The organism is Ephemeroptericola cinctiostellae (genome assembly GCF_003339525.1).
GTDB classification, from domain to species: Bacteria; Pseudomonadota; Gammaproteobacteria; order Burkholderiales; family Burkholderiaceae; genus Hydromonas; species Hydromonas cinctiostellae.
The window spans coordinates 1,486,927-1,503,405 of the sequence record NZ_CP031124.1; the positions used below are offsets into that span (position 1 = coordinate 1,486,927).

The 16,479-nt window shown below is 45.6% G+C and carries 15 protein-coding genes; 10 read left to right on the forward strand and 5 right to left on the reverse strand.

Annotation, left to right across the window (positions count from 1 at the left end; translation table 11 throughout):
- The first annotated feature begins 57 nt into the window (after nucleotides 1–57).
- The 3 genes from DTO96_RS06730 to DTO96_RS06740 are packed head-to-tail and all read left to right on the forward strand — an operon-like array spanning nucleotide 58 to nucleotide 3,706.
- A complete protein-coding gene (locus tag DTO96_RS06730) occupies nucleotides 58–1,119 on the forward strand; it encodes an SIR2 family protein (RefSeq protein ID WP_225972447.1) in 1,062 nt (353 codons plus the stop codon).
- Entirely contained in the window at nucleotides 1,116–2,885 is a 1,770-nt protein-coding gene (locus tag DTO96_RS06735; RefSeq protein ID WP_114562795.1) for an ATP-binding protein, read from the forward strand. Before DTO96_RS06730 ends, DTO96_RS06735 begins: the two co-directional genes overlap by 4 nt.
- A complete protein-coding gene (locus DTO96_RS06740) occupies nucleotides 2,882–3,706 on the forward strand; it encodes a hypothetical protein (RefSeq protein ID WP_114562796.1) in 825 nt (274 codons plus the stop codon). Before DTO96_RS06735 ends, DTO96_RS06740 begins: the two co-directional genes overlap by 4 nt.
- A gap of 135 nt (nucleotides 3,707–3,841) precedes the next feature.
- Here the strand turns inward: DTO96_RS06740 and DTO96_RS06745 are convergent, their stop codons facing one another.
- The 4 genes from DTO96_RS06745 to wrbA all read right to left on the reverse strand — a co-directional run bounded on the left by DTO96_RS06745 (nucleotide 3,842) and on the right by wrbA (nucleotide 7,128).
- Nucleotides 3,842–4,177, reverse strand: a complete 336-nt coding sequence (locus tag DTO96_RS06745) for a YegP family protein (RefSeq protein ID WP_114562797.1) — start codon at nucleotides 4,175–4,177, stop codon at nucleotides 3,842–3,844.
- 146 nt (nucleotides 4,178–4,323) lie between these two features.
- A complete protein-coding gene (locus tag DTO96_RS06750) occupies nucleotides 4,324–5,778 on the reverse strand; it encodes an FAD-binding oxidoreductase (RefSeq protein WP_114562798.1) in 1,455 nt (484 codons plus the stop codon).
- Complete coding sequence (locus tag DTO96_RS06755; RefSeq protein WP_114562799.1) at nucleotides 5,775–6,431, reverse strand: DUF2069 domain-containing protein; 657 nt, start codon at nucleotides 6,429–6,431, stop codon at nucleotides 5,775–5,777. Before DTO96_RS06755 ends, DTO96_RS06750 begins: the two co-directional genes overlap by 4 nt.
- Nucleotides 6,432–6,531: 100 nt before the next feature.
- On the reverse strand, nucleotides 6,532–7,128 hold the full coding sequence (wrbA, locus tag DTO96_RS06760; protein ID WP_114562800.1) for an NAD(P)H:quinone oxidoreductase: 597 nt from the start codon (nucleotides 7,126–7,128) through the stop codon (nucleotides 6,532–6,534).
- Nucleotides 7,129–7,575: 447 nt separating this feature from the next.
- On the opposite strand from wrbA, the gene DTO96_RS06765 reads away from it, so the two are divergent.
- The 6 genes from DTO96_RS06765 (at nucleotide 7,576) to rocF (ending at nucleotide 14,088) form a co-directional block, all read left to right on the forward strand.
- Nucleotides 7,576–8,814 carry a YihY family inner membrane protein gene (locus tag DTO96_RS06765; RefSeq protein WP_114562801.1) on the forward strand — a complete coding sequence of 413 codons (1,239 nt, stop codon included), beginning with the start codon at nucleotides 7,576–7,578 and terminating at the stop codon, nucleotides 8,812–8,814.
- A 94-nt stretch (nucleotides 8,815–8,908) separates the two neighbouring features.
- The gene (locus DTO96_RS06770; RefSeq protein WP_114562802.1) at nucleotides 8,909–9,349 is read left to right on the forward strand and encodes a CBS domain-containing protein; all 441 of its coding nucleotides are present in this window, start codon (nucleotides 8,909–8,911) and stop codon (nucleotides 9,347–9,349) included.
- A gap of 408 nt (nucleotides 9,350–9,757) precedes the next feature.
- Nucleotides 9,758–11,653 carry an MFS transporter gene (locus DTO96_RS06775; RefSeq protein ID WP_114563959.1) on the forward strand — a complete coding sequence of 632 codons (1,896 nt, stop codon included), beginning with the start codon at nucleotides 9,758–9,760 and terminating at the stop codon, nucleotides 11,651–11,653.
- A 7-nt stretch (nucleotides 11,654–11,660) separates the two neighbouring features.
- The gene (locus DTO96_RS06780) at nucleotides 11,661–12,266 is read left to right on the forward strand and encodes a GNAT family N-acetyltransferase (RefSeq protein WP_114562803.1); all 606 of its coding nucleotides are present in this window, start codon (nucleotides 11,661–11,663) and stop codon (nucleotides 12,264–12,266) included.
- Nucleotides 12,267–12,293: 27 nt separating this feature from the next.
- Nucleotides 12,294–12,908: an RdgB/HAM1 family non-canonical purine NTP pyrophosphatase gene (rdgB, locus tag DTO96_RS06785; protein ID WP_114562804.1), complete on the forward strand. Its 615-nt coding sequence runs from the start codon at nucleotides 12,294–12,296 to the stop codon at nucleotides 12,906–12,908.
- Nucleotides 12,909–13,167: 259 nt separating this feature from the next.
- Nucleotides 13,168–14,088, forward strand: coding sequence for an arginase (gene rocF, locus DTO96_RS06790; protein ID WP_114563960.1), 921 nt, complete (start codon nucleotides 13,168–13,170; stop codon nucleotides 14,086–14,088).
- 132 nt (nucleotides 14,089–14,220) lie between these two features.
- Here rocF and DTO96_RS06795 read toward each other — a convergent pair whose 3' ends face one another.
- Complete coding sequence (locus DTO96_RS06795) at nucleotides 14,221–15,105, reverse strand: AraC family transcriptional regulator (RefSeq protein ID WP_114562805.1); 885 nt, start codon at nucleotides 15,103–15,105, stop codon at nucleotides 14,221–14,223.
- Between the two features lie 201 nt (nucleotides 15,106–15,306).
- Here DTO96_RS06795 and DTO96_RS06800 point away from each other — a divergent pair, with 201 nt between their 5' ends.
- Nucleotides 15,307–16,227 (forward strand): alpha/beta hydrolase, encoded by a 921-nt coding sequence (locus DTO96_RS06800; RefSeq protein ID WP_114562806.1) that lies wholly within the window; start codon nucleotides 15,307–15,309, stop codon nucleotides 16,225–16,227.
- Nucleotides 16,228–16,479 lie beyond the last annotated feature (252 nt).

Genomic DNA, 16,479 nt, shown 5'->3' on the forward strand with positions numbered 1-16,479 from the left:
TTCAATATGGCTTGGATAGGTTTCCACATTTAATTCACACATACTTGGGGTTGATTATTGGACACAATTAGCGTATCAGAACAAAATACATTAGCATGTGAACTACAGTCTATCTTCTCCGACAGATTGGTCGTGGTGATTGGCTCTGGTCTGTCTTGTGCTGAAGGTTTACCAAGTATGAGTGCACTTGCGACAGAGTTGACTTCAAAAGTACCATTAGTAATTCCTGACTCAGACAAAGCTACTTGGGCTGCTATTGAAGCCGCTTTAGTCTCGGATGGTCTCGAGAGCGCATTACTCAAGCACCCACCTACAGATGCCATTGAAATGGCGATTATTCACTTCACAGCAGCTTTCGTTCACTCGAAAGAACAGGAAGTAATAACAGAGTGCGTGATAGGAACCCGCAAACTCAAAATTGCATCGCTACTCCCTCACATTTCAGCAGTCACACCAAAAATTGCCCGTATCATCACCACAAATTATGACCGACTAATCGAATTTGCAACTGAATCTGAGGGTTGGGGGGTTGATTCGATGATGGTTGGCCGATATTGGGGGAAACATAATCCTGATTTAAGTAACAAGCTTATGATCAAGGGAGTTTCGTCTGGCAATAAAGGTGCTACTAGACTAATTTACAGAAACCACATCAAGTTATTCAAACCTCATGGAAGCCTAGACTGGTTTATGTCTGGTGATACACCGATGACAAGTAGTATGGGATTTCCATCAGATCCGCTTATCATCACGCCAGGTGTAGGTAAGTATAAAAGAGGTTACGGCCAACCGTTTGATGCCCATCGCGAGCGTGGAAACGCAGCAATTGACAATGCATCATCAATTCTGTGTATCGGTTACGGCTTCAATGATGACCACTTGCAAACCCATCTTTCTCCAAAGTTAAAAAGTGGGACAAAAGCACTTCTTCTCACCCATAGCTTGTCACCAAAAGCACAGGCGGTTGTAAGCCAATCAGAAAACTGCATCGCGCTTGTTAACAGTACGGATGTAAAAAATCCTGGAACTATTGTGATTCGTGGCATGAGTAAAATCTTAATTCCAAACGTAGGATGGTGGGATGTAGAAAATTTTGTAAAAGGAGTTTTAACATCATGACAAATGCGGCACTACAATTTCAAGATGGCGACCGACTTGGGCGAGTTGCAGCAGTCGATACCAGTCGAGTTTTGATTTCAGTCGAAAATCATCAACACATGACAACCATTGCAGTCGGGAATCTAATTGCAATACAAGGTCGTACCACAGCCGAATTTCTAATTGGAATTGTCGAACGGGCTACTCGATCTGTTAGTGAGAAGCTGCTTCTTGATGAAACCGCAGATGATGGGTCGATTCCGCTTGGCGAGAGTCAAGAGGATTTTATAAAGGCGGTTCTGATTGGAACCTATCGCACCGTAGACGGTAGTTCATCAAACACTTTCAAGCGCGGGGCAGATTGTTTCCCGCAAGTTGATCGTGACTGCTTTCATGTGAACAGCAAGAACCTTCAGCAGTTCATGAATTTGCTCTCTATGAAAGTGGAGGAAAAGGAACGTTTGACTCTAGGTCATTTCATGGCTGATCAAACGGCTGTTGCCGTAGCGAATGGTGATAAGTTCTTTCAGCGTCATGCTGCAATTTTGGGAAGTACAGGATCTGGAAAGAGCTGGGCAGTTGCGCTCATGCTCGAACGTGCCGCCGCTTTGAAGTCTGCAAACCTAATCGTGCTAGACATGCACGGAGAGTATTCGACATTGTGCGAAGGCCCTAACGCTATTGCGCAACAGTATCGTATTGCGGGACCTGGTGATCTGGATAAGCCTGATGACGAATGCTTATTTTTACCTTACTGGCTACTGAACCGTGAAGAAATGCTCGCGCTGATTCTTGATCGCAGTGATGACAATGCCCCAAACCAAGCAGCCCGATTTACCGAACACGTTCGGGCATTGAAGGAAAAGGTTCTGACCGATTCAAAAAAGACAGATGTCCTCGCCACGTTCACGGTTGACTCACCGATTCCCTACCCCATTGAGTCACTACTTTCCCTTTTGAAAGATGACGACACGGGCACAAAACCCGGAGCCAATGACAAGCCAATCAAGGGTGATTGGAACGGCAAACTGAGTCGATTCATTATTCGCATGAAGGCGAAAACTGATGATCGAAGATGTGGGTTCATGTTTCAACCTCCGGCAATGTGCAGCGAGTACGGTTGGCTTGAAAAGATGCTGGGTAGCCTATTCTCGGTTTCAGGTGCTCAGGGTGGCATAAAAATTATTGATTTTTCTGAAGTCCCGTCGGACGTCCTACCTATAGTTACAGGCGTTCTAGCACGATTACTCTACAGCATTCAATTCTGGATGGACAAGGAATCGCGGCATCCTCTCACCATTGTTTGCGACGAAGCACATCTGTATCTTCCTGTCCGTGATTCTGCTGAGGCTGCGGAGAAACGTGCACTGGAGTCATTTGAACGGATTGCTAAAGAAGGTCGCAAATATGGCGTCTCGTTACTTGTTGTCAGCCAGAGACCATCCGACGTGAGCCGTACAATTCTCAGTCAATGTAATAATTTTCTTGTTCTGCGCTTAACAAATGATCAAGACCAAAGTGTTGTAAAACGACTGATGCCAGAGTCTATGGGAGGTATTACAGACATATTACCCCTTCTTGATCTTGGTGAAGCACTGCTATTAGGTGACTCGATCTTGCTTCCAACTCGAATTAAGTTGGATAAACCAAAAATTGAACCTGCAAGCGCAACACGTCAATTTTGGACTGAATGGGCATCTCAAACTCCTAAACCTAATGCAGTATCTAGAGCTGTAGAGGCGCTTAGATGCCAAGTTCGAGCAAAAAATAAGGATTCCGATAAGTGAGAACAAATGTTAAACATAAAGTTGTTCTTGACACTTGCGTTGTCCGTGAGCTTTTACCCCATTCAGAAATGCCTAGTTGGGTAGAAACCTTTATTTTAATGTCAAAAAAAGGGTACTCTTTTTCACTTGCAGATGGAACGGTGCTTGAGCTAATTAAACAAATAAGTACTTGTCAAATTAGACTAGAGGATTTGCCTAAACTGTTCGTTACGTTAGAGCTTTTTTTAGATATGGCAGAGCCAGTGTTACCAGGGAAAGTCGATCTACAAGGACGAATAGGTGCTTTGAGAAAAGGACATAATTGGACTCTAGAAGAGTCTTTACAGACTGGATTAAGATACTGGGAAATGCTAAAGAATCCAGTACTTGAGTACAACATAACTGCACCTCAAATAATTGATGATGAAATAGATAGTTACCGTGAAATGTTTAACAAAACAGCTGCTCAAAGTTTACAGACTGATGAGAGCGTTTTAATTCAGGCCTTCAATGTGCTTGATAGACAGTGCCCTGATTTAATTCCACCTCTATCGACAAGAATGGAATTACAAATCAAGTACTTTTATAATAAGTTTAAGAGCAGCAGCTTACAACAAAAAGGCTACAATCCTTTATCTAATAAAAATAGTAATGATGCTGTAGATTTTGACTTGTTCAGATATTTAAGCCTACCTGCTTTTGTGATTACGTTTGAAAAAAAATATTTAAATTTAAGTGGATTTATCGATAGCATTCAAACTCGGTGGTTAATGAAGCCAAATGATCTTTGTTTACGCTGGGAGAAAAATGTTGAACCTTTCCCAATTTTTTCAAGTAGCTGACAATTAAAAATATTGTCAACTACTTGTTTTTATTAGTATTGGGATTCTGCTACCTTATAGCGAACAGGCATCAAAAAACCACATGCAAACATGTGGTTTTTTAGTTTCAAGCGAATGCAAATAAATGCAAACAACTTAAGCGGTCAAATCTTTAATGGTGTCACTTGAACCATTTTTCATCACCGATTCGATGCCGTTGTCGCGAGAGGCGGCCGAGGCGTACATTTGGCTGGTGCCGATGATTTGGTGATTGCCTGCTTTGAGGTTGAAATATTCTTTGCCGTTTTTGGCAGTTTCTTTACTGAAACGTTCAGCCAATGCACTGTTTTTTTGCACCGACTCGATGCCATTTTCAGCGGCAGCACGTGTGGTGTATTGTTCGCTTGATAAAATGGCTTCGCCGTTACCTGCTTTTAAGGTGAATTTAAATTGATCGTTGCTGCTTTTAGATAATTCGTACCAACCGCTCATGCTGCTCTCCTTAAAGTGGAAAAAATTGCACACAGACACGTGAATGTGCGCATGTGTCATATTAATTTAAAATAGCAGTACACAGGAAGAAAATCATGCTTTTTTGTGTAACCATACGTAACCATTTCAGTCCATGATGCAATCATTTACCCTTCAAGAGAAATGATGGTGTTTGGAATGACTTTGTTTGGATTCATGATGTTCAGTGGATCCAGTGTCTGTTTGATCTGCTGCATGAGCATCAATTCGACAGGGGACTTGATGTTTATCATCAGGTCGCGTTTGAGTAAACCAATGCCATGTTCAGCACTGATGCTGCCGTTGAAGTGAGCAACTTGTTTATACACGATTGCATTGATGTTGGATTCGTGCGCCATGAGCGCTTCAGCATCCGAAAATGCATGACCTCTTGAGACGTTGAAATGTAAATTACCATCACCGATGTGCCCAAAAACAATGGATTCAATGCCTGGATGGGCTTGTTCGAGGGCGGAATACGTGCTGTCCACAAAAGCACTGATGCTTGAAATGGGCACACTGATGTCATGTTTGACGTTTTGACCAACTCGTTTTTGAGCGGCAGAAATGTTTTCGCGCAGCCGCCAAAAATGTGCGGCTTGATTGAGGTTTTGTGCGAGCAGCGCATTGGTGAGTGTGGCATGTTCAATGAGCAGGCTGAGTTGCGTGTGTAACACTGTTTCTAACTGGGCATGTGACGTCGCGCTGGAAATTTCGACGAGTGCAATGTGGCTGTTTTCGTCAGGGAATGGTAAATCCCAGCCAAATTGAGCACAAACCAATTTCAATGCCGCTGGTGTGATGTATTCAAAAGCGGTGAGTTGTGAGTCGAATTGGCGTTGTAAAGCATCGAAGCTGTTGACGATGCCTGTGACATCGGTGGCTGAAATTAAGGCGACTTGTGTTTCTTTGGGTGCAGGAAAAAGTTTGAGCACCGCTGCCGTAATCAACCCCAAAGTGCCTTCAGCACCGATGAACAGGTGTTTGAGGTCATAGCCTGTGTTGTTCTTGCGCAAAGTATTGAGGTTCTGCCAAATGTCGCCACTCGGCAACACCACTTCCAGCCCCAAACACAAATCGCGCATGGTGCCATAGCACAACACTTGCGTGCCGCCAGCATTGGTTGCCAGATTGCCGCCAATGGTGGCCGAGCTTTGTGAAGCCAGAGTCAAGGGGAAAATCAATCCGTGTGCACTGGCCGCTTGTTGCACCATTTCCAAAGTCACGCCCGCTTGTGCGGTCAAGGTGCGATTGGTGGGGTCAATGGCAATGATGCGGTTCAGGCGCGATAGATTGAGCAAAATACTGGTGCGCTCCGTCAGTACCGCGCAACCGCCAACCACGCCTGTGTTACCCCCTTGTGGAATCACGGCGATGGGCGGCTGTTGGGCGGAGCAGAGTCGAACCAGTTGCGCCACCTCTTCGATGGAACTGGGCAGCACAACCGCCAAAGGTGCTTGATGGTAACGGTTTCGTTCATCCGTGTGAAAGGCTTGTGCCGATTCGCCTGTGCGTACATGTGCTGCACCCACAATGAGGGTCAGGTCATGAATGAAACGGTCATTGTGCGAATTCAAACTCATTGGAGACGATCGGTATCTGTGGAGGTGGGGTGTTCAGTATGGCTGTTTTTCGTGTGATCGCGTCCGCTGCGTACGCGATAAAAACCAATAATGAGCATGTAAGGCACAACCAAACCAATGGTGATCCATTGAAGTGCTGTTTTAAATTGAATATAGCCTTGATCTTCAGTGCCCATCATTGGATTGTCGGCACTTGGCAGTGTCAGGTTAATGGCAAATACGATCATCGCCACATACAATAAACCACTCATTTTGCGAGTCTTTTTTTCTTTTTGTGGTTTGGGGGCTTTGGTTCTGTAGGCGAATTGATTGACCCAAATGAAAATAAAAGTCGACATCAGTAACTCTGCGATGGCAAAGTATTTTGAGGGCGTTGCATCAGAAAACGTGCGCAATAAACCTTCCAACACATACAGCAAACTCAATAGGCTGAATACTTGATAGGCATATCGTTCACCACGCCACAGTTTGGTCAGTAATGGTAAAAATAAAATCCCTTTAAGCGCCATCCAGTAACCCGCACCATGTTTGAGTGGTGCGCCTACCGTTTCCCACACCACACACAATATAAATAAAGCAATGCTGAGGTAAGTGGTTTTTCGTGCCAATGCGTTGAGTGCGGGTTGATTGTGCAGTGTGTGTGTGGGGGTCATTGATGCATTCGATTGATGGCTAATTGCAGAGTGAAATCTACTTTGCGTTTGTTTGAGGTAAGGGCGAATAAGGCGTTCAGCGTTATGACTAACAAATATTTTAAAGCAGCTTTAAGGCGATTTTAGCCAAATGCTGACCCGCAGCGATGGCCAGTTGTTTTTCGGTGTCATCAATGGCTCGATCACTGTTTGCCCCAGCAACATGCGTGACCCCATAGGGTGTACCACCCGAGGTGGTGCGCATCAGCTCGGGGCTGCTGTACGGCGAACCCACCCAAATCATGCCGTGATGCATGAGCGGCACAATCATGGACAGCAAAGTCGTTTCTTGACCGCCATGCAAAGAACCCGTGCTCGTGAATACTGAGGCAGGTTTGCCGATCAACTCTCCGTTGATCCACAGACCGCTGGTGCCATCGATGAAATGCTTCATGGGTGCCGCCATGTTGCCGAAACGGGTGGGTGAACCCAATGCGAGGCCAATGCAATGCTTTAAATCATCCATACTGGCATACGGAGCACCGTCCAAAGGTATAGACGGCAGACTGACCTCGGTTTGCACGGCCACCGCTGGCACGGTGCGCAAACGTGCTTCAACACCGCCAATGGATTCGACGCCTTGGGCGATGAATTCAGCCAAACGTTGCGTGTGTCCATGGCGAGAATAAAATAAAACGAGAATATAAGGAGTGTTCATGGAGAAAATGTTGCGTCGCACAACAAGCGACTCGCTAATTTGATTACAATATCGGTATTATATAGAGAGATTCCCAACAAAGGGTATTTGCGTGCACCCAGTTGTACCGAGCGTGTTGATTGGCCTGTACATGCACAGGTGATCTGGGTGGCTTTGGTTGTAAAAAAGCCCACTGCCATTGCAGCGGCTCAAAAATTAAAGAAGCTTAAAGCAAGGCTTTTTTCCTCGATGAATTGATTCAATTAGGTAAAACTTAAAAATACCCTTGCCAGCAGCTGATTTGGTTTGATTTTTGTTGGTTTTTCCTTGCTGGAAATGCTCACTAAAAAAATACGAAAAAGTAATGTTCACTTTTTCGTATTTCCTTAAAAACACATAAAATAAAAGAAAAAACAGCGGTCATCAGTCATTTTCGATTGGTAACTGTTTGTATTTGGATGGCTCACGATGAAAAGTATGCAATTAAAGAATTTAACAGACATCGGGCAACGGGTGCGCGCCGTGGTGCGTTTTTTGCTTGGGCGAATGGCCGTTCACCGCTTGAATCAAGTGGCAGGCAGCTTGAGTTTCACCTCTGTGTTGTCTCTGGTGCCTTTGCTGGTGGTGATGCTGGCTATTTTGACGGCGTTCCCTGTATTTGATCGTTTTCAAAAAGAAATTCAGCAGTACATGTTGGATAACCTCATGCCAGATAGAATGAGTAAGGTGGTCATGAAACAGATCACTCAGTTTGCTGATCAAAGCTCACGTCTGTCTATGGCTGGTGGCGTCTCGTTGGTGTTCACATCGTTGATGACGATGGGTACGGTTGATCGGGTGTTCAATGACATTTGGCAGGTCAAACGCCGAGGCTTGTTGCGCAAAAATGTATTGGTGTATTGGGCTGTATTGACGGTCGGGCCGATTTTGTTCGGTTTGATTCTGTTGTTTAACCGTTATATGGTGGATACTTTGAAATATTCGCCCATCATGATGATTGAGGCTTTGGATTTCGTTGTCCCTTTTATATCGATTTTGCTTGGTTTCTCCGCTTTATACATGTTTGTGCCAAATCGTAAAGTTAAATGGCATGATGCTCTGATTGGCGGTTTGGTTGCAGCACTTTTGTTTACGGGACTGACCCAAAGTTTTTCATTGGTGTTTCGGCAATTTCAAGTGTATGCGATTGTTTATAGCGCATTCAGCATTTTACCTGCCCTGTTTTTGTGGTTGTATGTCTTTTGGTGGATTGTGCTGCTTGGGGCGTCCTTGACCGCCAGTTTGCCAATTTTAAAATATGAACGTTGGCGCAAAGAGCCACGTGTGGGCGATGATTTGCCCGAGGCTTTGATGGTTTTGTATATCTTGTACCAAGCCCAGCATTCACCAGCCCGTATGGTCAGTTGGGAGTCCTTGCAAACTCAACTCAAATTAAACAGCGAAGACTTGTCCAGCATCATGCAAACGTTGCAAGTGCATGGTTGGGTGGGGAAGGTTCGTCGCACGGACGATGGGACAGGTTGGGCTTTAATTTGCGATACAGGGGATGTCACTTTGGCCAACTTGTATGATGTATTTGTCTTTGACTCGCAATATTTCTCAGCAAAAGCCCAGCAGGCGGGTTTGCCTTGGGCGAGTCGATTGACCGATTTACACCGCTCTGCTTATCATCGTGTTTATCTGTCGGAATTGTTTGAAAAGAGATAAAAAAGGTGCACAAATGCATCTCTTATGGTTACAATGCGTTTAATCAATCGCGCGATGCTTTCGCGTACTTTTATATATGTTGTTGGAGATGACCATGAAAATTGCTGATATTTTAAAAACAAAAAACTTTACGCTTTTCACCGCCAATCCAAGCACCGACCTGCAAGTGGCTGTGGATTTGATGGCGGAAAAAGATTTGGGTTCATTGGTCGTGCTCGAAGGTGGTGTTTTGGTCGGCATGCTGACTTTTCGTGAGATCATCGCATCGTTGAGTTTTACCCGAGGCACGATCACGGGGACGACAGTGGGACAAGTCATGGAGCGCTCACCTTTGGTGTTGACTTCAGAAACCGATGTGCACGACACGCGCCAAGCCATGTTGGATCGTCATGCGCGTTATGTGCCTATCATTGATAACCATGTGTTGATGGGCGTGATTTCTTTTTATGATGTGGCAAAAACCATGTTGAATGCGCAGCAGCTCGAAAATAAAATGCTTAAAGCATACATCCGTGATTGGCCTGCTGAAAACTGATGTCATGTAAGTTGAATTCATCAAGTAAATTGAAGTGATTCAAAGTAAATGATAAAAACGGGCTGTGCCCGTTTTTTTTATGTGAGAGATCTAATGCCATTCGTCATTCAAATGAATCCGTGTTGAATCCAAGTTGAGTTCTAGGATGAAAAATGCAATTAATTCAACTTTGAGTTGGTGGGCGAATGGCTTTATTTATGTCTTTTCCACACATTCAAGCTTCTGTCTAAGTTTCAGGCGTCATCACAGAATCACGTATAATCGGGTACACACATGGTTCGATGGGATGTACCGCCTTCTCATCGTTGTTTTAGGGGTGTCCTCTTTGTTGCCTGACAATCCATGGTCAGCCACGCGGGCACATTATATCCAACACGTCGTCCAACACATCGACCTTACGGGATGCACATGTCCAATTCGTCATTTGTTTTATTGCGCCAGCGTAAATTTCTCCCTTTTTTTGTGACCCAATTGTCAGGTGCTTTTAATGACACTTTATTCAAGTCGGCATTGACCTTGTTGGTCACATTTTATGCTGCGCAATATGGTGGCTTATCGAGTGCAATGGCGAGTAATTTAATTGCAGGTGTGTTTATTTTGCCTTTTGTGTTGTTATCGGCGACGGCTGGACAGCTGGCCGATAAATTTGATAAAGCGCTGTTGATGCGCAGCATTAAAATGTTTGAAATCGTTATTTTAAGCCTTGCTGCTTTTGGTCTGATGCAAAAAGTAGCATGGTTGTTGTACCTGTGTGTGTTTTTGTTGGGTGTGCATTCGGCGGTGTTTGGCCCTGCAAAATATGCTTATTTACCCCAGCATTTGTCGAGTAAAGAGGTGGTGGGTGGCAATGGTTTGGTCGAAATGGCAACGTTCATATCGATTTTGCTTGGTTCTTTGGTGGCAGGGGAGTTGGTGCATCATGGTGAGCAGGGCGTGATCGTGGTGGCGCTCCTGTGTTTGGTGGTGGCGGTTGTGGGGTATGCGGCCAGCCGATTTATTCCCAGCACACCAGCATTGCAAAGTTTAAAAATGAATTGGAACCCATTGTCGGAAACAGCACGCAACTTGAGGCTGGCGCGTGAGGACATGGCGGTGTTCTATGCGATGATTGGTATTTCGTGGTTGTGGTTTTTTGGAGCGATTTTTTTAACGCACTTTGCACCTTTGGCGAAGGAAATGTTGCATGCTGATGAGCGTGTGGTGACGTTGATGTTGGCGACTTTTTCAATTGGAATTGGTGTGGGCTCTGTGCTGTGTGAGAAACTGTCTCGTCAGCAATTGGAGATTGGTTTGGTGCCGTTTGGTGCGATGGGCATGAGTGTTTTTGGCATTGATTTGTATTTTGCCATTGATGGTTTTGTCCGTTCAGGGGTGGACAGTGGGGCATTGATGGGGCTGGGTGAGTTTTTGCGGCATGGTGGCAGCACGCGTTTGTTGTTGGATTTGTTTTTGTTATCATTGTTTTCAGGGCTTTACAGTGTGCCGTTGTATGCGATGATTCAAACATTTGCGCGGCCAACTCACCGCGCGCGCATTGTCGCAGCGAACAACATCATCAATGCCTTGTTTATGATTGTGGCGAGTGTGATGGCGCTTGTGTTGACACAGTTGGGTTCGAACGTGGCGCAAATCATCGGCATCACTGCATTGTTGAATGTTTTGGTGGCGGTGTATATTTTCCGTCTTGTGCCCGCGTTTTTGTTGCGTTTTTTGGCATGGGTGCTGACACATTTGTTGTACCGCGTGACGTTTGTCAATCGGCAATTGATTCCTGCCAGTGGCGCAGCAATCATGGTGGCGAACCATGTGTCATTTGTGGATGCTTTGTTTTTGATGGCGGCCAGCCCGCGCCCAATTCGTTTTGTGATGGACTCACAGATTTTCAAAATACCAGTGTTGTCTTGGTTGTTTAAAAAACTGGATGCGATTCCGATTGCGAGTGCAAAAGACGATGCTTTTTTATTGGAAGCCGCTTTTTTACAAGTGGCGCATGAGTTGGAGGATGGGCAGTTGGTGTGCATTTTCCCTGAGGGGCGGTTGACGACCGATGGTGAAATGGGGACATTCCGTGCGGGCATCAGTAAAATTTTGTCTTTACACGCGGCGCCTGTTATCCCATGCGCATTGCAGGGGTTGTGGGGGTCTTTCTTTTCAAGAAAATATGGTGCAGCCATGAGCCGTCCTTTTGCCCGTGGGCTGTTCTCAAAGGTACAGGTGGTGGTGGGCGCACCCATAGCGCCAGAGCGAGCCACACCCGAGCGCTTAGAAGCAGCCGTGGCGGCACTGCGCGCTGGCATTCAGTGAGAATGAGATGAAAATCAGATACACCATTGGCTACAACGCCCGTGATGCAAAATTGGTCTCGATTTTATACAATGAATCGTTTGGTCAAAAGTTCAGATTGGCGATTCGTAATCACGAAAAACGCCGTGAAGTGGTGCACCGTTTGTTAAACCCGCGGTTTTGTATTGCGGCTTATTCAGGAGAGCATTTACTTGGCGTGGCGGGGTTTCAAAATGCGTATGGCACATTGGTCGAAAAGGCAACATTTCGGGTACTGTATCAAGTACTGGGATTTTGGAGCGGGTTGTGGGCCACTTTTATCTTGCTGTTTTATAACCGTTATACCCAATACGATGAGTTGTTATTGGATGGCATTGCCAATGACCCCCAATGTCGTGGGCAAGGGGTGGGGCGTGGTTTGTTGCAAGAGGTGTTGAGGTATGCGCGGGATAATAATTATGAACGTGTGCTGGTGGATGTGCCCGACATGACGGAAAAAGCCAAGGGGCTGTACCTTAAACATAACTTTGTCATTGAGCCTGAGCGTGGATTTGTTGTTTGGTTTAAAAAGCAATTTCGTTACCTCAAAAGTACCCGTTTGGTGTTTGATCTAAAAAAATGGCATAAACGTTGAAAATAATTAATTGCTTTAAGGAGTGGTATGTCACAGTTGGTGTTGGCTTCAAACAATGCAGGTAAATTATCTGAATTCAGTCGCTTGTTAAAGCCATTGGATCTGCATGTGGTGTCGCAAAGCTCATTCAATTTGCCCGAATGTGACGAACCCTTTTTCACCTTTGTGGAAAATGCTTTACACAAAGCCCGTCATGCGGCGCGCGAAACAGGATTGCCTGCATTAGCAGATGATTCGGGGGTGTGTGTGCCCGCATTGGGTGGTGAACCAGGGGTGTTTTCGGCACGGTACGCTGGTCATGAGGGCGATCTGAACGTCCCTAAAGACACCCGAAACAACCTTAAGTTGGTGGCTGCACTGGCAGATCAAACCGACAAGCGGGCGTATTATTATTGCGTGCTGGTGTGTGTACGGCATGCGGATGATCCTCAACCCATTATTGTGGATGGACAATGGTGGGGAGAAATCATAGGGCAACCACATGGCGAAGGTGGATTTGGGTATGACCCTTACTTTTACTTACCTGAATTGGGCAAGACTGCTGCACAACTGGATGCCGTTGAGAAAAATAACATCAGTCACCGTGGGCAGGCTGTTCAGGCCTTGATTGAGAAACTGAAACACGAAGTGTTTGGTAAATAATGTTATACTTGTAAGTATTTTTGATACTTTTTTGTATGTTAGCATCAGGTGATGCTAACACTCAATTCATGGGGTGCGGTGATTGCATTCACTGGATATTGAATTTGTATTTCAGTCTTTTTTGTTTAAAGTGTGTCGTGGCTTTGAAACCAGTAAAACCTCACTCTCACTGCTTGCTTCTCAAACAAAAGATCTCATTTTTACTCGGAAAAAGCCTTTACTTTTTCCATCCATCATACACAAAGAAAGGGCGGTGCTCATGAGTACAACCATTGAATTGATTGGCGTACCCACAGACATTGGAGCGGGTGCTCGCGGCGCATCCATGGGACCTGAAGCCTTGCGCGTGGCGGGTTTGATTGAAATGCTTAAAAATCACGGTTTGATCGTGATTGACAGTGGCAATTTGGCGGGGCCAACCAACCCATGGTTGCCCCCCGTCAATGGCTATCGCCACCTTGCGGAGGTCACCGAATGGAACGAGGCTTTGCATGAGGCGAGTTATGCCGCTTTGCAAAAAGGTCATTTGCCGATTATTTTAGGGGGTGATCATTGCCTCGGCATCGGTTCAATCAGTGCCGTTGCCCGCCATTGTCGCGCGACGGGAAAAGACTTGCGCGTGATTTGGTTGGATGCCCATGCGGATTTTAACACCAGTGAATTGACCCCCACAGGTAACATTCATGGCATGCCTGTTGCCATATTGTGTGGTCATGGACCTGAGCAATTGATTCAAATTGGTGGGGTTGTTCCTGCAATTGATTCGGATGTGGTGCATCAAATCGGCATTCGCAGCGTTGATGAGGGTGAAAAACGTTTTGTTCATCAACAAGGCTTGGAAGTGTTTGATATGCGTTACATCGACGAGCATGGCATGCGTGAAACCATGGCGCGCGCTTTGGATGGCATGACCGACAACACTCATTTGCACGTCAGTTTTGATGTTGATTTCCTAGACCCCGCAATTGCACCGGGTGTGGCGACAACAGTGCCTGGTGGGCCGACTTATCGAGAGGCTCAATTGTGCATGGAAATGATCGCGGATACGGGGCGTTTGGCTTCGCTCGACATCATGGAGGTTAATCCTGCATGCGATGTGAAAAATCAAACTGCATTGCTCGCAGTGGACTTGGTTGACAGTTTGTTTGGCAAATCAACTTTGATGCGGGATGCGAAATAAGGTGAAAACCATGTGAAACGTGTTGCTTGCTTTGTTTTTGAGGTCAGAGCGCACGTTTCATTATACAAATTCAGAGTTGAAAGTATGAATGGGTGGACATAAATAATGTTCGCCCTTTTTTGTGGTGATTTCTCATGTTTGTTTTAGTTGCCTAATGTCTCGTAAAGGTGGAGCGCCAAACAGTCGGCTATACTCTCGACTGAACTGAGACACACTTTCATAACCGACGCTGATTGCAGCACTGCCCGCGTTAAAGTTACGATTGAGCATCAGTTGTCGTGCTTCTTGAAGACGCAATTGCTTTTGGTATTGCACGGGACTCATGCCTGCGACGGCTCTGAAATGCTGTCGAAATGTTGATGGACTCATATAAGCGTTATCTGCAAGATCGTCTACCCGTATATCATTTGAGAAATTTAGCTTGAGCCAAGAAATGGCTTGGATAATTTTTTGGCTCGGCGACTCATGAGTGACGAAATGCCGCAATTTTGAGCCATGAGCACCAGTCAACAGGCGCATGGCGATTTCTTTTTGAATCAATGGTGCTACATGAGCAAGCAAATCTGGCTCGTCAAGCAGTCTCAGTAATCGAATAAGTGCATCATTTATCCCGCCATCAAGTGCTTCAATAGACATCGCTTGATAAATATCTATTTTGCTGGGTGGCGGTAAAGCCATTTCAGTGGCCAGTTGAACAATAAATTGTGCCTTCATTAACAACAACAGGCCGAGATACGGTGTATCTACACTGGCGCGCGTCACATACGAAACCACGGGCAAATCGGCGGTCGTCAATAAAATCTGCCCAGAGCCATAGTTGAATACTTTATCGCCCAACGTCACCTGTTTACCGCCTTGAATGGTCACTGCTAGACCAAACTCATAAATGTACGGCATTGGCTCTGTGGTCATGCTTCTGCGATACAACGATAATTCTGGAATGGCTGTTTGGTAGTCGCCATCATTTTGAGCAATTGACATTACGATTTTGGCAAGATCGTTGTCATTTTCCATCATCTTGTACTCCTTTTAATTATTAGATTTTAGTTTATCACGCGTCCATTCAAGATGATCGCAGTGTTTTTACAAATCATTGAATTAGGCAAAATATCCCTCAATTTTGGCAACCGCTTCCAATGACCGATGTGACACAATTCTCTCTAGCAATTTATTGCCAGTAAATAAAGAACCGATTAATTTCTTAAAAAGGTGAACTTCATGGAAACCGTTAGCATCAAGAATTTTTATTGTGACATCGCCGCAGATATCTATTTCCCTCCAAACTTTGACGCCCGCAATAAGTATCCAGCCATCATCAGCGCTCATCCTATCGGCAGTTGCAAAGAACAAACCTCTGGTAATGTGTACGGTGCGGGTCTTTCCAAAGAAGGATTTGTAGTTATAGCCTTCGACGCTGGTTACCAGGGAGCCAGTAGTGGAGAACCCCGCTACATTGAGAACCCAGCGTTGCGGGTTGAAGACTTTCGTGCCGTTGTTGACTATTTGGTTACTCTGCCTTACGTGGATCAGGAGCGTATTGGCACTCTGGGCATCTGCGGTGGCGGGGGATATGCCATCAACACCTCCATGACCGAGCGACGCATCAAGGCAGTTGCCTCGGTTACTGCTGTGAACATCGGTCGTTTGATGCGTGAAGTTTTCAGCGGGAATGACCCTCTTGCCATGCTGGAGGCCATCGCCAAACAACGTACTGCTGAAGCCCTCGGCGCCGAACGTCGTGCAGACGATGTATTACCGCCCAGCCCTGAAGATGCCATACGCCTTGGATTGACCGAAATCGATGTTTTCGAAGCTACCGAGTACTACCGCACCCCACGGGGACGCCAACCTGATGGAGTTAATCGCTGGTTGTTTTCGCATCATGCGGCCGCTGTAGGTTGGGACGCATTCCATCTCGCAGAAATTCTTCTTACGCAACCTCTCATGGTGGTCGTGGGCGACAAGGTAGGGGCGTTCGGTGCATACAGGGATGGCTATGAAATCGTCGGTAGGGCCGCTTCAAAGAACAAAGAAATAGTGGAGCTGGCGGGTTGGTCACATTACGACTTGTACGACAAACCTGAGCCAGTTGCATTGGCGCTGGCTAAACTTGTTCCGTTCTTCATGAATAACCTCTGAGGTATCCGCCGCAGTAGTTTCAAAACAAAGGGTGCAATAATTATTGCCCATATATCAATGTTAAATCGTCATAAACATCAAAAGGAGATTGCCATGACATGGTAAGTTTATTGAAGAACATGGCCAGCCTGATATGCTTGGTTTATTACAGCAAATTGGAGCAGTACAATCGCCGTGAGAGTGGCGAGTTTTGTCTCAAGCAATAATTACATTAAAGCCATGAAAATCAAAAAGTTTTTGACGTGAAGTCTG

Excerpts from the sequence above, each read along its gene's own strand:
- rocF (WP_114563960.1), top strand. The coding sequence starts at position 13,168 with ATGAGTACAACCATTGAATTGATTGGCGTACCCACAGACATTGGAGCG.
- DTO96_RS06795 (WP_114562805.1), bottom strand. The coding sequence starts at position 15,105 with ATGATGGAAAATGACAACGATCTTGCCAAAATCGTAATGTCAATTGCT.
- DTO96_RS06800 (WP_114562806.1), top strand. The coding sequence starts at position 15,307 with ATGGAAACCGTTAGCATCAAGAATTTTTATTGTGACATCGCCGCAGAT.
- DTO96_RS06745 (WP_114562797.1), bottom strand. The coding sequence starts at position 4,177 with ATGAGCGGTTGGTACGAATTATCTAAAAGCAGCAACGATCAATTTAAA.
- DTO96_RS06780 (WP_114562803.1), top strand. The coding sequence starts at position 11,661 with ATGAAAATCAGATACACCATTGGCTACAACGCCCGTGATGCAAAATTG.
- DTO96_RS06755 (WP_114562799.1), bottom strand. The coding sequence starts at position 6,431 with ATGACCCCCACACACACACTGCACAATCAACCCGCACTCAACGCATTG.
- DTO96_RS06770 (WP_114562802.1), top strand. The coding sequence starts at position 8,909 with ATGAAAATTGCTGATATTTTAAAAACAAAAAACTTTACGCTTTTCACC.
- rdgB (WP_114562804.1), top strand. The coding sequence starts at position 12,294 with ATGTCACAGTTGGTGTTGGCTTCAAACAATGCAGGTAAATTATCTGAA.
- wrbA (WP_114562800.1), bottom strand. The coding sequence starts at position 7,128 with ATGAACACTCCTTATATTCTCGTTTTATTTTATTCTCGCCATGGACAC.
- DTO96_RS06775 (WP_114563959.1), top strand. The coding sequence starts at position 9,758 with ATGTCCAATTCGTCATTTGTTTTATTGCGCCAGCGTAAATTTCTCCCT.
- DTO96_RS06765 (WP_114562801.1), top strand. The coding sequence starts at position 7,576 with ATGAAAAGTATGCAATTAAAGAATTTAACAGACATCGGGCAACGGGTG.
- DTO96_RS06750 (WP_114562798.1), bottom strand. The coding sequence starts at position 5,778 with ATGAGTTTGAATTCGCACAATGACCGTTTCATTCATGACCTGACCCTC.
- DTO96_RS06735 (WP_114562795.1), top strand. The coding sequence starts at position 1,116 with ATGACAAATGCGGCACTACAATTTCAAGATGGCGACCGACTTGGGCGA.